This is a genomic window from Pseudomonas sp. RIT-PI-r, assembly GCF_001297015.1.
In the GTDB taxonomy this organism is placed as follows: domain Bacteria; phylum Pseudomonadota; class Gammaproteobacteria; order Pseudomonadales; family Pseudomonadaceae; genus Aquipseudomonas.
The window spans coordinates 54,560-68,050 of record NZ_LIGE01000004.1; the positions used below are offsets into that span (position 1 = coordinate 54,560).

Annotated in this window: 12 protein-coding genes and 1 rRNA gene; 6 read left to right on the plus strand and 7 right to left on the minus strand. The window is 59.4% G+C overall.

Annotated elements, in window-relative coordinates:
- Positions 1 to 97 precede the first annotated feature (97 nt).
- A complete protein-coding gene (locus tag AK821_RS00630) occupies positions 98 to 1,279 on the plus strand; it encodes a hypothetical protein (protein WP_064387664.1) in 1,182 nt (393 codons plus the stop codon).
- A 177-nt stretch (positions 1,280 to 1,456) separates the two neighbouring features.
- Complete coding sequence (locus AK821_RS00635) at positions 1,457 to 1,969, plus strand: SET domain-containing protein-lysine N-methyltransferase (protein WP_064387665.1); 513 nt, start codon at positions 1,457 to 1,459, stop codon at positions 1,967 to 1,969.
- An 11-nt stretch (positions 1,970 to 1,980) separates the two neighbouring features.
- Here AK821_RS00635 and can read toward each other — a convergent pair whose 3' ends face one another.
- Entirely contained in the window at positions 1,981 to 2,625 is a 645-nt protein-coding gene (gene can, locus AK821_RS00640) for a carbonate dehydratase (protein ID WP_053123831.1), read from the minus strand.
- Positions 2,626 to 2,766: 141 nt separating this feature from the next.
- On the opposite strand from can, the gene AK821_RS00645 reads away from it, so the two are divergent.
- Positions 2,767 to 3,171, plus strand: coding sequence for a hypothetical protein (locus AK821_RS00645; RefSeq protein ID WP_064387666.1), 405 nt, complete (start codon positions 2,767 to 2,769; stop codon positions 3,169 to 3,171).
- A gap of 103 nt (positions 3,172 to 3,274) precedes the next feature.
- Here the strand turns inward: AK821_RS00645 and rimI are convergent, their stop codons facing one another.
- Both rimI and AK821_RS00655 read right to left on the minus strand, forming a co-directional pair.
- A complete protein-coding gene (rimI, locus tag AK821_RS00650; protein WP_007912963.1) occupies positions 3,275 to 3,727 on the minus strand; it encodes a ribosomal protein S18-alanine N-acetyltransferase in 453 nt (150 codons plus the stop codon).
- The gene (locus AK821_RS00655; RefSeq protein ID WP_064387667.1) at positions 3,720 to 4,466 is read right to left on the minus strand and encodes a hypothetical protein; all 747 of its coding nucleotides are present in this window, start codon (positions 4,464 to 4,466) and stop codon (positions 3,720 to 3,722) included. The genes rimI and AK821_RS00655 overlap by 8 nt, the downstream gene beginning before the upstream one ends.
- 220 nt (positions 4,467 to 4,686) lie before the next feature.
- Between AK821_RS00655 and mksB the strand changes: the two genes are divergently transcribed.
- From mksB to mksF, 3 genes are read left to right on the plus strand one after another with little or no spacing between them, the layout of a single operon-like run.
- Positions 4,687 to 5,964 (plus strand): Mks condensin complex protein MksB, encoded by a 1,278-nt coding sequence (gene mksB / locus AK821_RS00660; protein ID WP_064387668.1) that lies wholly within the window; start codon positions 4,687 to 4,689, stop codon positions 5,962 to 5,964.
- Positions 5,954 to 6,655: an Mks condensin complex protein MksE gene (gene mksE / locus AK821_RS00665; RefSeq protein ID WP_016983587.1), complete on the plus strand. Its 702-nt coding sequence runs from the start codon at positions 5,954 to 5,956 to the stop codon at positions 6,653 to 6,655. The genes mksB and mksE overlap by 11 nt, the downstream gene beginning before the upstream one ends.
- Positions 6,652 to 9,492 carry an Mks condensin complex protein MksF gene (gene mksF / locus AK821_RS00670; protein ID WP_064387669.1) on the plus strand — a complete coding sequence of 947 codons (2,841 nt, stop codon included), beginning with the start codon at positions 6,652 to 6,654 and terminating at the stop codon, positions 9,490 to 9,492. Before mksE ends, mksF begins: the two co-directional genes overlap by 4 nt.
- A gap of 182 nt (positions 9,493 to 9,674) precedes the next feature.
- Here the strand turns inward: mksF and AK821_RS00675 are convergent, their stop codons facing one another.
- From AK821_RS00675 to rrf, 4 genes are all read right to left on the minus strand, one after another.
- Positions 9,675 to 11,978: a PqiB family protein gene (locus AK821_RS00675; protein ID WP_064387670.1), complete on the minus strand. Its 2,304-nt coding sequence runs from the start codon at positions 11,976 to 11,978 to the stop codon at positions 9,675 to 9,677.
- Positions 11,971 to 12,594 (minus strand): paraquat-inducible protein A, encoded by a 624-nt coding sequence (locus AK821_RS00680; protein WP_064387671.1) that lies wholly within the window; start codon positions 12,592 to 12,594, stop codon positions 11,971 to 11,973. Before AK821_RS00680 ends, AK821_RS00675 begins: the two co-directional genes overlap by 8 nt.
- The gene (locus tag AK821_RS00685; protein ID WP_064387672.1) at positions 12,581 to 13,240 is read right to left on the minus strand and encodes a paraquat-inducible protein A; all 660 of its coding nucleotides are present in this window, start codon (positions 13,238 to 13,240) and stop codon (positions 12,581 to 12,583) included. Before AK821_RS00685 ends, AK821_RS00680 begins: the two co-directional genes overlap by 14 nt.
- A gap of 147 nt (positions 13,241 to 13,387) precedes the next feature.
- Positions 13,388 to 13,491, minus strand: a 5S ribosomal RNA gene (rrf, locus tag AK821_RS00690); the annotation flags it as partial.

Genomic DNA, 13,491 nt, shown 5'->3' on the forward strand with positions numbered 1-13,491 from the left:
AAAAAAACTGCCATTGACGGCTTCTCTGCGCAACACGGCTGATCCACTATGAGGCGCCCCCGACCTATGGGGAACCCACGCTGAAAAGGATCTGAGCATGTTCAAAATCGCAGGACTCACGCCCACCGCCCTGACCCTCGCCGCGCTCACACTGAGCGCGGCCGCCCACGCCGATGTCGATCTGAAACTGGGCAGCACCGAACGCGTCACCCGCCTCTTCGCCTACCCCAACAACTGCAGCGTGATCTGCTACCGCAACTGGACCCTGGAACAGACCGTCGCCCATTACCTGACCCAGAGCGTGCAGCGCGACGGTTATGCCGCAGCGAAGGTCCTGGTGAAAACCGATAACGACCAGCTCTACGCTGAAATCAGTGGCGTGCCGAAGGGCTATGACAAGCCGTTGTCGGCGTTGCTCGACGCGGGAGATCTGGCCTACACCGGCGCCAGCAAGCTCAACGCCGACGGCAAGTGGGCGTACAGCTGGTATCTGTTCCTGCCACTGGGCATGGCGCTGGAAAATCGCAAGAGTGTCGAGTTGCTGCACTTCCCGCCAGACTATTCACTGACTCAAGCGCAGGATTATCTGCGCTCCAACACCACTGATCGCTGGGCAACACTACTCACCGACAACGGTATTCCGGCTGACCAGACGCCGGCCTTCCAGACCATCATTGACATCGCCCCGATCGCCGCGCCATCCAGCGCGGGCAAGGATCTGGAAGGTGTCTACGACTACTTCAAGGACTATCAGACCACGCTGGTCAAACAGTTCAGCCAGACCGCCGCCGGCACTACCTTGCCGATGGTGGCGTTCGGTGCGCCGGTGCGAAACTGGATCAAGCAGCAATACGGGCCGACTGTGAATGTGCTGGGCCTGGCAACCATCAGTCCGAGCGAAGGTGTGAAAGTGCCGGTACTGGGTTCAAACCATCCGAGCTACATCTGGTACGCCGCTGACCCGGCAAGCTACGACGGCGATGAGACCAAGGCGGATGCAGCCGGCCTGAAGGTCATGGGCCAGGATCTGAGCGCTGCCTGCTGGCAGGCCGGCATGGGCAGCAAACCGGGGAGCGATGCCCAAACCACGCTGACCAATTGCACTCAAACCTGGCAGGTGACGCAGAAAATCAAAACCTGCGAGCTGTTCTACACCTCGATCCGCAACCTGACTGCGGAACAAGCTGCAAGCAAGTGTGCGACGCCACCAATCAAGGCGCAGTTGCAGCAACTGAAGAGCGCATTGCCCGCCACCGCCATTCCCGCCCCACACCTGTAACCGGTGATATGTCTTCCCGTGTCAGCCTTTGCTGACGCGGGAATGCGCTCATTACGCCTGTCAGATCTGACAGTAGACCGCTACTGTCGCATACACGAAAATTCGATCCACAATCCGTTGCAGGACTGACATGACGTCAGCCAAAGGAAGTCGCAGCCCCTGACGACAAGGATCGTTATGAACAGTCACGCACTCGCCAGCGATGCTCGCGATACCGAAGGCATTTACCCGTTCGCCGGCCTGCCGGTTCGCCTCGGTTTTCCGTCGAGCAGCGACTTCGAAATAGTCCTCGATAACCACTGCCATGCGGTGGCCATCGCCGCGCGCCGGGATTTTCCGCGTACCGGCCGCATGTGCCGGGTTTCCGGGCAATTGTTGCCCTATCGCTGCCGACAGACTCGACAGCTGCTCTCAGGCATCCACGTCTACGACCCGCGCTTTTGCGGGCTGCTGGAACACGCTTGCGACCCGAACGTATTTCTCGACATGAGCGAGCTGTGGTTGTGGGCGTTGAAAGATATCCACAGGGGCGAGCGGCTGACCATCGATTACGCCGCCACCGAAGACAAACTGCTGCAACAGTTCGCCTGTGAGTGCGGCTCGACAAAGTGTCGCGGGTGGATCACAGGTTACGACGAACCACCCAGTATCGAAGGCCACGCCTTTCTGCAACGCTTGTGGAGCCACTAGCGTCTCGCTGATTACGGCGCGCCAACCGGGCGCAAACGATATTGCGGCGGCAATTGTTCGAAACCACTGATGGTGGTGTTCAGACTTTTCCAGCGACCATCCTTGATGCCGTAGATGCAGCCGTGAATCGACAGGCTCTGCCCGCGATGCCAGGCGTTCTGGATGATGCTGGTGTGCGCGACGTTGGCCACTTGCTGGATCACGTTGAGTTCGCACATGCGATCGACCTGTTCTTCTTCGGTCGGCAGCTTGGCCAGCTCTTCGCGTTTTTCGTAGTACAGATCGCGGATCGAGCGCAGCCAGCCGTCGATGAGGCCGAACTGGCGATCCTGCATCGACGCACGCACACCACCGCAACCATAGTGTCCGGTGACGAGGATGTGTTTGACCTTGAGTACGTCGACCGCGTACTGGATCACCGACAGGCAGTTGAGGTCGGTGTGCAGCACCACGTTGGCAACGTTGCGGTGCACGAACAGATCGCCCGGCAGCATGCCGACGATTTCGTTGGCCGGCACGCGGGCGTCGGAACAGCCGATCCACAGGTATTCAGGGGTTTGCTGACGCGCCAGCTTGGCGAAGAAATCCGGGTCTTCCTTGGTGATCGCGTCAGCCCAACGCTCGTTGTTATCAATCAGGTCTTGTAAGTCATGCATGCTGTAAGGCCTCAAGAAAGATGCGCTGGTATGACAGACGACCGCCCGTCGGGGTCACGCCGCCACCGCAAGTGATTTCATTGGAATTCTCGTGTGCCCGGTGAGTCCACCTAAGTAAGGCCCACAGTATGAGGATTTGCCATGACTGATTCACGACGCCCTTACGATGCGGTGCAACCGGAACCCATCGATGATAACGAAGACCGCATGGGTTCGGTGCATGAGCTGGATTTCGATGAAGACGAGCCGAGCGCGAAGATCGGTGATGAGATCCCGCAGCGTGAGCGCGAGCAGTTGATGCCCAACGAGCGCGTGCGTGAGGCGGGCATGACCGGGGCATCGGTCAGTGATCATGAGCCGACGGACGATGACCTGAGCCCGGAAACGCTGATTCATGAAGACGGTGCGCGGGATGCCGAGGAAGCGGGTCAAGGCAATCAGGCGGATTGGGATTTGAGCATTGTCGATGAGGATGACATTGGCGGAGGTAATGGACTGGATGAAGCGGAGCTGGCGCAGCGGGATCCGCTGGATGGCAACCGCTAACAGACGCGCCTTCCCGTAGGCGCTGCCGAAGGCTGCGATCTTTTGATCTTGGTCATAACATCAAAAGCAAAAGATCGCAGCCTTCGGCAGCTCCTACAGGTCATTAGTCAACCAGGGTGCAGGCCATGACCACCGCGTCTTCACGCCCGCCCACCGCCGGATAATAATCCCGGCGCCGGCCAATCTCGTTGAAGCCATAACGCTCATACAACTTGAACGCGCCCGTATTGCTGTCACGCACTTCCAGAAAACATTCCCGCGCCGAAGCCGCATATGCCCGCGACATCAGATGCTCAAGCAACGTCAGCCCCAGCCCGCGCCCCTGATTCTCGGGTTTGACGGTGATATTGAGCAGATGCGCCTCATCCAGAATGATCTGTACCACGCCGTGACCGACCTGTTGCTCACCTTCGAACATCAGCCAGATCTGATACTTGCCCAGCCCATCGAGAAAGATCCCGCGAGTCCACGGATGGCTGTAAGCGGCGTACTCGATTTTCAGCACGGTTTCCAGATCCGCCTCGGTCATCGGGCGGAACGATACAGCGTCACTCATTCGATTCTTTCCAGCGCGCCATCAGCCGACGCATGGCTTGCCACACAGCGGCCTTGCGCTGTGGCTCTTCCATTAACAATTCCAGACCGGGAATGGCCCAGGCCGAACCCAGACCTTCGATCTGCAACTCACGATTGAACGCTTCGGCGTCCGCTTCACCGGCAAAACGCACCGCCGGCAGGCCAATCAGCCACAGGCAGGCGCACGGTGCGGCTTCGATTTGCACGGAAAGGAAACCCTGCACAAAGTCACGCGCCGCTTCCGGGCCCTGATCCATGGTGCCGCGATTGAGCCACGGCCAGCGCACCGGCTCGCCGACGATTTGCGGCGCATCCGGCAGACCGGCGGCACGCAGCATGTCTTTCAGCAGCAAATACGCCGGATCGCGGCTCTGGAACGGTTCGCCTGTGGGTAACTCGACCAGCAGCAGGCAGCGTCCGGCGCGCAACAATTGCAGGGCAAAACGCGGTGGCGGCACGGGTGCAGGCTTGGCGACGACTGGCGTGTCGTCCGCCTCTTCCACCGGTTTGGCGTTGGTTCGCGTGCTCGCCAGCGACGGGCGCGGCACTTCGATCTTCGGCCGTTCGCTCGGGCGCGCAACAGGCTGCACCGGCGCTTCGGCCTGAGGCGCGGGCAGCAACGGCACCTCTACCTCCGGCTCAGGCATGTCCAGCAGCTCGGGCCGCGACGGCGCGGCGAAGGGCAATTCGGTGCGCGGCAGCCAGTTGACCACCTGCATGGCGTTCAAATAGGCGCGGCGGCGGGACTCGATAAGCAAAGGGTCGGCCACTTGTGGATAACTGAAGTGCGCTGATTCTACCGCCCTTCGCTCAAGATCGCTTGCTGTTGATCGATAGCCTTTATCTTAGAAAATGCGACAGCCCGTCCCGAGAGTGAATCGCATCCTTCATGATGCAGTACAATCGCGTCTTTTTATTGCCAACCCGCCGGGCATTCCGATGATCGAACCCAAGCGCGTCTTGCGCGCCCTCGCTGAACACTGGGCACTTCTGGAGCCTTTGTGCGAGCACTTCGACCAAGGCACATTGAGCCTCAACGAACTGCGCGCGCAACTGGCCGCCCAACAACTGGACAGCACGCCACAGGACATCACCAGCCTGCTCGACGTGTGGATTCGCCTCGATATTCTGATTCCGGTGGCGAAAAGCCCGAACCGTTTCGAGCTGAACGCGCAGATCCACGACTTCCTCGCTTACCTGCGGCGTGAACACCGACTGGGCCTGTGCCTGGAAATCGAAGCCTATCTGCGTCACCTCGAGCGTCTGGCCGGTTACATCCAGGACGCGTTCGAGGTTCGCGACGGTCACGACCTGGCCCGCCAGTTGCGCTTGCTCGACATGCGCGTACGCGACGTGCTGAAGAAGCTCGACAACGACGAACAGGCGCTGGTGGCCGTGGCCGAACGGGCGAAGACCAGCGACCGGCAGATTCCATTGCGTCAGCGTTACGCTGAAGTACTGGCGACCTGGGACGAATACGTCGAGCCGATGATCGATCTGGTTAATGCCGACGGCGCCTTCGAACAAGGCGTGCGCAAGGTTGAAACCGTGCTGTTGAAGATGCTTAGCGAGCAGCAGCGCCTCGGCCATCTGGTCGATGACGACATGCTGCTGCGTACCCACGCGCGCATCCTCGAAATGCAGACCAGCGCCCAGTTGACCCTGCGCCACGCCCGCGAATTGCTGCTGCCACTGCGTGAAGAAGCGCGCCGGCACAACGCCGTGACCCGTGGCGCGGCGCTCGCCTTGGCGGCGATTCGCCGTAAAGGCATCGATGCCGTGCCGCAAGCGGCGATGCCACTGTTCACCCGCCCGCAAAGTACTTTCCTCGGCAGCGCCAGTCAGGTCGAAGCCTATGTTTACGCCTTGGCGCGTTTCGAGCCAAAACCGGCGCGTTTCCCCAAGGCGCACAAAACCCAGAAAGGCGAAGCCCCACGCGCCCCGCGCACCGTGCGCGAGATGGTCGACCGTTGCGAAGAAGCCCTGCCGATGCCGGATCTGATGACCTGGCTGCTGGAACAGGAACCGGACGGCGCCACCGACGAATTGCTTTACTGGTTCTCGCGCCTGTCGCGGGAAAAACGCTTCAAGCGCGAGCGTCTGGAACGCCGCGAATACCACACTCACGAGCACCAGGTCAGCCTGCGCTCCTTCGCCCTGCTCTCGGCCAGCGATACCGCCGCCGAGAATTCCGCGAGCATCCCCAATGCATCTTGATCTTTCCGAACTGTCACAACTCGCGCCGATCTTCCGCGAGCTGTTCAAGGGTTACCACGTCAGCCGTCGCGACCCGGAGCTGTACGCGCAACTGTCGAACTTCCAGGATCAATACCGCACGCTGTTCAAGGCGTTGGGTTTTGAACTGGTCTGCGACACCCGTGGTTTCTACTACTTCGTCCCGGACATGGCCGCTGCGGCGGTGAACAAGACCGCGCAGCGTCTGGCGCTGTTCACCTTCATCCTCGTCGAACACCTGGCCGATCAGGGCCGCGACCCGATTGCCGTGCTCGATGGCGGCAGCCTCGGCCGCGAAGAGTTGCCGTCGCTGCTGGAGAAATACCGCGACCTGTTTATTCAGGCCGAAGTGCAGACCGTCGAAGAACTCGAAGAAAAGATCATGCGCCGCATGACTCAACTCGGTTTTGCCAGCGAAGAAAACGGCGTGTACCGCTTCCTGCCGCCGATGCACCGTTTCCTCGACGTGTGCCTTTCGGTGCAACAAGACCGCGACTTGGCAGCCAGCGTGCACAGCGTATTGCCGCTGCCAGCGCCGGTGCTGATCGACGAAGCCGCGGAAGCCAAATTCCTCGAAACCGACGATCCGCTCGATCTCACCGAGTTTGACGAAGAAAGCGAAGAAGACGCACTGGCCCGCGCCATTGCCGAAGAACAGGAGTCCGATGCATGAGCCAGGAACGCTACGGCATCCGCCGCTTTGCCCTTTTGAACACCGCCGGTTACAGCCTCGGCCTGTTCCCGCTGGAAGAACCGTTGTCGGTTTACGGCGCGAACAACCTCGGTAAATCGGCGTCGATCAACGCGCTGCAATTCCCGATTCTGGCGCGCATGTCGGACATGAGTTTCGGCAAATACAGCCTCGAACAATCGCGGCGCTTCTACTTCGCTTCCGACACCAGCTACATCCTTGTCGAAGTGAATCTGCCCCACGGCCCGCACGTGATCGGCGTGGTCGGTCGCGGTCCGGGCGGTGGTTTCGGTCACCAGTTCTTCGCTTACGCCGGCAAGCTCGATCTGGCGCATTACCAGAAGAACGACACCTGCCTGCGCCAGAAGGAGCTGTTCAGCAACCTTGAAAAAGAAGGCCTGAAAGCCTACGAACTCAAGCCTGATGAACTGCGCCGTTTGCTGGTGGGCGGTCACACCTCGATTCCGTTGGACTTGACGCTGATCCCGCTGCGCTCCACCAGCGAACAGAGCCTGAAGACCTTCCGCGCGCTGTTCATCAACCTGCTGCACATGCGTGAAATCACCGCGGCCAAGCTCAAGCAGTTGTTCCTCGATGCCTTCGAACACAGCCTGCGCTCCGGCAGTGTCGATTACATCGCCGCGTGCGAAGAAGCCTTCCGCGATGTGCGGCGCATGGAGCAGGACTACAACTCGCTGGTCGCTGCCGGCCCATTGGTTGAAGCCTTGGCCAATGGCGTGAAACAGCGCGACGTGCTGCGCGGCAAACTGCATCGCCTGTCACCGCTGCTCGACTCGTTGCTCGGCACCTGGTCGGACTACGCCAGTGCGCGCAAAGAAGAGCTGACCATTCAGGCCGACCATTACCGTGGTGAGCAGGACAGTCTGCAAAACGATCAACGCGGTGGCACCCAGGAACTGATGCGTCTGGAGCGGGAAATTTCCGGCATCCAGCGCTGGCTCGGCGAGTTGTCGGTGTTGAAGAATCGCTTCGCCCTGGTCGATGACGTCAAAGTGCTGGAGCAACAGTTGCTCGCGGCCAAAGACGCGCACGACGAACTGGCCGGTGCCTTGGCGCAATCCCGCCAGTTCAGTGTCGAAGATCTGGAAGAGCGCGTACGCGATCTGGAAAAACGCCTGAAGTCGGTGAAGCAGCAACTCGATCACGCCGACAACAACAGCTACGCCCGTCTGCGCGAAGAGTTCTCGCAACAGGACGTCGAGCGTCTGATGCGTTTGTTCAACAGCGCGTTGTTCAGCCTGCCATTGGGCGAACACGGCATCGCCCTTGACGAGGATGGCCAGTGGGTCAAATCGATGGAGCTGATCCTCGATGGCTTCAAAGGCGAGCGTTTCGAAGTGCCGGGCCTGTCGATCGACATCTCGAATATCGAGCCGCCAGCGCTGCAAGCCTTGGCTGACCGCGCGGCATTGCGCGATCAGAAAGAGCGTCTGGAAAAAGAACTCAAGCAACTGAAAACCCAACAGGCTGTGGCCGCCGACCGCGCCGCGAGCAAGACCCAGACCGAAGCGCTGTACCAGCAAGTGCTGGACGCGCAGAAAGCCCTGGAAGATTTCCGCCGCACGCAGACCCTGAGCGCCGAAGAAAGCGACAAGCTCGAGCAACTGGCTCAGATGGAAGGCGCGCAGGACGAACTCAAGCGTTCCAGCGATGCCTTCACCGAACGCGTCCAGCAACTGTCGGCCAAGCTGCAACTGGTCGGCCGCCAGATCGCCGACATGGAAGCCAAGCAACGTACCCTCGACGATGCGCTGCGCCGTCGTCAGCTGCTGCCAGCGGATCTGCCATTCGGTACGCCGTTCATGGATCCGGTCGACGATTCGATGGACAACCTGCTGCCGCTGCTCAACGACTATCAGGACAGCTGGCAAGGTCTGCTGCGCGCCGACGGTCAGATCGAAGCGCTGTACGCACAAGTGCGTCTCAAGGGCGTGGCCAAGTTCGACAGCGAAGACGACATGGAGCGCCGTCTGTCCCTGCTGATCAACGCTTACGCGCACCGCACCGATGAAGCGCTGACGCTGGGCAAGGCCCGTCGTGCAGCGGTTACCGACATCGCTCGAACCCTGCGCAACATCCGCAGCGACTACGACAGCCTCGAGCACCAACTGGCGCTGTTCAACCGCGAGATCAACAAGCGTCAGGTCTCCAACCTGCAGAGCTTCCGCATCGTCCTCGCGCCGAACAAGGAAGCCCTCAAGCACATCGACCAGATCATCCACAGCGCCGGTCAGTACGAAGAAGGCGAAACCCTGTCGGTGTTCGACCTGAGCCAAAGCGCCGAGCAGGACAACAAGAACGAAGAAGCCAAGGAATATCTGGCACGGTTGGTGGCGGCAAACCACAACCAGCTCGGCCTCAAGGATTTGTTCGAACTGGCGTTCGAGATCACCAAGGTCAACGGCCAGCCGGTTATCCACACCGACATCGATGGCGCGGCGTCCAACGGTACTACCATGACCATCAAGGCGCTGACCAACATGTACTTGTTGCTGCACTTGATGGATCGCGATCAGGCCGGTCGCGTGCGCCTGCCGTACTACCTCGACGAGGCGGCGGACATCGACGAGAAGAACCAGGCCGCGCTGCTGGAAACCAGCCTGCAACTGGGCTTCGTGCCGATTCTGGCGAGCGTGAAGCCGCAGGTCTGCGCCAGTGTCGCGATCGACCTGGAAGGCGGCAGCGGCCCGGCGGGGATCTACATTGATGAGGCGGACTGGAAATACATCCGTCGCCACGATGTGGTGAAGGCGACGTTGAATGTTGAGGCAGATGAACCGGAGCTGGATGCGGTTTGATCGGCGTTAACTGAAAGGCAAAAAAAGGGCCGCGATCTGATGGGATCGCGGCCTTTTTTTATGCTTGGGATTTGTGTTGATTTTGCGGGCGTTATCGCGAGCAGGCTCACCCCTACAGTTGGAATGCTTTCCCCTGTAGGGGTGAGCCGGCTCGCGATGGCGCCACTTCAGACACCACAGAATTACTTACCGAGCGAAATCTTCGGCGCCCACGTCAGCCATTCATCCTCAAACTTGTCGAACAACGGGAAAGTCTGCTCAGCCCGCGCCTGACTACCCATGCGCTCGCCGTCCGGCGTAGCGAAAGCAATCCCGCCTTGAATCGCCGTTTCCAGCGACTCGGTTCTCACCGTCAAACCGTTGAACAAACCAATATCAAAGCCTACGCCACTGGTGTTCCAGAAGCGGCTGCCGCTGCGCACCAACGGCGCGTATTTCGGCTCGATCAGAATGTGCACCAACACACGATCAGCGGTCTGGCCCAGCTCATAGCCCGTCACCTTACCCACGGTGATTTCGCGGTAAGTGACCGGCACACCCGGCTTCAGCGAACCCCGACGGGCAGCGCTCAACACCAGACTCAGCCCCGCCTCTTGTTTGGTCACTTCCGGCGCAGCGGCCAGCGCAGTGAAGTTATTCTGCGGGCCGAGGTTCTTGGCTGCCGGCTGCACTTCGATGTACTTGCCCGTCACCAGGGTTTCCAGATTCTCTGTCTTGATCAGCCCTAACTCCGGTTTGACCACCCAGAACTGACTGCCAACCCGGGCAATCTTCTCCGGAACCTCAGTGATGCGCGCGGTGAGGATGACCGATTGCAGGTCGTCAGTCAGATCGACGCTTTCAATCTTGCCGACGTCCAATCCCTTGAAACGAACCGGCGTGCCACTGCTGAGACCATCAGCGCGATCGACTTTGATCGTCACTACGCTGCCTTTTTTACTGGCGTCGTCATGATTGGCGAACAGACGGAAACGCGGGATGCGCTTCTGCAACGGCGCCTTGGCTTGCGGCGTTTCGAAGGCGATGCCGCCAGCCATCAAGGTTTGCAGCGACTCACTCTTGACCTGAATCCCGCCGGTCAAACCGCCGGTCAGGGTGACTCCGCTGACGTTCCAGAAACGCGTCGAAGCGTTGACCAGACTTTCGTATTCCTTCTCGATGTGCACACCGACGATGATCTGCTTGCGCGTCTTGGAGAACTGATAGCTCTGCACCGAACCGACCTTGACCTGTTTGAACAGAATCGGACTGCCGACATCGATCGAGCCGAGGGTGTCAGTGAACAACACCAGGTGCAGCCCCGGTGAACGCAGATCCAGCGGCGGCGCTTTCGGCCGCGCCTCGAATTCGCGTTTCGGTGCCGCGCCCTTGTCACCCGGGCGCACGGCAATGTAGTTACCTTTCACCAGCGCTTCCAGACCGGTGATCCCGGCAAGGGAAATCGACGGTTTGACCACCCAGAACTGCGTACCGTCAACCAGATAGTCTTCAGCCAGTGGATCGAGGGTCAGTTCGGCTGTAGCGCTGTTCAGATCCGGATCGACCTTCAGCGCTTTGAGGTTGCCGACCTGAATGCCTTTGTACATCACCGGCGTACGGCCAGCCTGCAGGCCTTCGAAGTCGCTGAGTTTGACCTTCACACGAATCCCGGCAGCGGCGGCGTCGAAGTCCTCATAGAGTCGGAACGGCAGGCTTGGATCGGTCGGCGGACTGTCCTTGCGGTTTTCCGGCGTGGCGAAAGCGATACCGCCGGCGACGATGCTGGCCAGTGACTCACTGCGTACTTTTACGCCGGACAGGTTGGCATCGATGCTGATGCCGCTGGCGTTCCAGAAACGCGTGTGTTTACGCACCAGTTTGGCGTAGGTCGGCTCGATGAAGACTTTGAGTTCGACAGTGCTCTGGTCTTCGGAAAGCAGATAGCTTTTGACCTGGCCGACTTTGATCTGTTTGTAGAACACCGGACTGCCACGGTTCAACGAGCCGAGACGATCAGCCTTGATGGTCAGGTGCAGACCGGGCTTGGCATCGGACAGCGGCGGTTCTTCGGCCAACGCTTTGAACTTGCGGGTCGGCTCGCCTTCGCCGGGGCTGATGGCGACGTAGTTGCCCGACACCAAGGTCTCCAGCCCAGTGATACCGGCCAAGGTCACGCTCGGCTTGACCAGCCAGAAGCGCGTGCTGGTCTTGAGGTATTGCTCAACGTCCTTGTTCATCTCGACGGTGGCGATCACACCTTTTGAGTTGCCTTCATCGTCGAGCTTGAGCGTCTTGACCTTACCGACCGGCATGCCTTTGTACATGACCTCGGTCTTGTTGGCCTGGATGCCTTCGCCGCTTTCAAAGCGGATCTGAATCTCGATACCGGTTTCGGAATAGGCACGCCAACCGAGCCAGCCACCGATGATCAGCGCGATCAGAGGCAGGACCCAAATGGCGGACCAGTTCGAGGCCGGTCGGGTTTTCGCTACGGGCAAATCAGTCATGGTCGTCGTCCGACTCCGTGTTATCCCAAATCAGTCGGGGATCGAAAGTTACTGCGGCGAGCATCGTCAGAATCACCACACTGGCGAAGGCGATGGCGCCAAGATTGGCTTCGACACTGGCAAGCCGGCCGAAGTTGACGACCGCCACGAGAATGGCGATCACAAATATATCGAGCATCGACCAACGGCCAATGAACTCGATAAAACGATACATCCAGATGCGCTGACGAGCGGATAACGGCTGGCGTCGTTGCACCGAAAACAACAGCAGCGCAATACCCACCAGTTTGAAGGTGGGCACGAGAATACTAGCGATAAACACCACGGCAGCAATCGGGATCATGCCGTGCTGCACCAACTGGATCACGCCGGACATGATGGTGCTCGGATCACCCTGCCCCAGAGAACTGACAGTCATGATCGGCAAGACATTGGCTGGAATATAGATAATCGCGGCCGTAATCAGCAGCGCCCAGGTGCGTACGAGGCTGTTCGGACGGCGAGCGTGAACCAGCGCACCGCAGCGGGTGCAGGTTTGCTCCTCGGTGCCCGCTTCCTGCCTGTTCAACTCGTGGCATTCGGTACAGACCAGAATGCTCGCATCAATCGCCCGCATGAGCGTCCTCTCCTGATAACGCCTGCCAGATCTGATGCGGTGACATCACCACTTCCAGCCAGACCTGCACCAATAACAAACCGATGAAACACGCTAACCCCAAGCCTGCGGTGATGGCCGCCATGTCAGCCAGTTTGACGATCGCCACCAAAACGCCCATGAGGTAAACCTCGAGCATTCCCCAGTCTTTGAGGTGGTGGTAGATACGGTAAAGCAGCAAACCGTAGCTGCGCCCGACGTTGAAGCGAATCGTCAGCAAAACGAACAACTGGCACAGCAACTTGAGCAGCGGAATGGCCATGCTGCACAGGAATACGACAATCGAAACGCCTTGCATGTCGGTGTTGAACAGACCGAGTACGCCGCTCCACACCGTATCCTCAGACGATTGCCCGAGGATATTGAGTTGCATGATGGGTAAAAAGTTTGCCGGGATGTACAACAGCAATGCTGCGATCACCAAGGCAAGGCTGCGCTGCACCACGTTATGGCGATGGGCGTACAACTCATAACCGCAGCGTGGGCAGAGGGCTTTCTCGCCGTGGGCAAGTTTCGGCTTGCGCATCAGCAGGTCGCACTCGTGACAGGCCACCAGGTCTTCCAGCGGTAAATCTGACAGCCCTGGGGCGTCAACCGATTCTGACATAAAGGCTCTGGCTCCGAATAAGGTGGGGCTATTCTAGTGTTCTGATTCGAAAATAACTGTGCAAATTTGTTCGCCGTCGCAAGCAAAAATTTTTCGCGGGCAAAACAAAACCCCAACTGCTTTCGCAATTGGGGTTTCGGAATTTAATCTTGACGATGACCTACTCTCACATGGGGAAACCCCACACTACCATCGGCGATGCATCGTTTCACTGCTGAGTTCGGGATGGGATCAGGTGGTTCCAACGCTCT

Excerpts from the sequence above, each read along its gene's own strand:
- AK821_RS00675 (WP_064387670.1), bottom strand. The coding sequence starts at position 11,978 with ATGACTGATTTGCCCGTAGCGAAAACCCGACCGGCCTCGAACTGGTCC.
- AK821_RS00630 (WP_064387664.1), top strand. The coding sequence starts at position 98 with ATGTTCAAAATCGCAGGACTCACGCCCACCGCCCTGACCCTCGCCGCG.
- mksF (WP_064387669.1), top strand. The coding sequence starts at position 6,652 with ATGAGCCAGGAACGCTACGGCATCCGCCGCTTTGCCCTTTTGAACACC.
- AK821_RS00635 (WP_064387665.1), top strand. The coding sequence starts at position 1,457 with ATGAACAGTCACGCACTCGCCAGCGATGCTCGCGATACCGAAGGCATT.
- AK821_RS00645 (WP_064387666.1), top strand. The coding sequence starts at position 2,767 with ATGACTGATTCACGACGCCCTTACGATGCGGTGCAACCGGAACCCATC.
- can (WP_053123831.1), bottom strand. The coding sequence starts at position 2,625 with ATGCATGACTTACAAGACCTGATTGATAACAACGAGCGTTGGGCTGAC.
- AK821_RS00655 (WP_064387667.1), bottom strand. The coding sequence starts at position 4,466 with ATGCAGGTGGTCAACTGGCTGCCGCGCACCGAATTGCCCTTCGCCGCG.
- mksB (WP_064387668.1), top strand. The coding sequence starts at position 4,687 with ATGATCGAACCCAAGCGCGTCTTGCGCGCCCTCGCTGAACACTGGGCA.
- rimI (WP_007912963.1), bottom strand. The coding sequence starts at position 3,727 with ATGAGTGACGCTGTATCGTTCCGCCCGATGACCGAGGCGGATCTGGAA.
- mksE (WP_016983587.1), top strand. The coding sequence starts at position 5,954 with ATGCATCTTGATCTTTCCGAACTGTCACAACTCGCGCCGATCTTCCGC.
- AK821_RS00680 (WP_064387671.1), bottom strand. The coding sequence starts at position 12,594 with ATGCGGGCGATTGATGCGAGCATTCTGGTCTGTACCGAATGCCACGAG.
- AK821_RS00685 (WP_064387672.1), bottom strand. The coding sequence starts at position 13,240 with ATGTCAGAATCGGTTGACGCCCCAGGGCTGTCAGATTTACCGCTGGAA.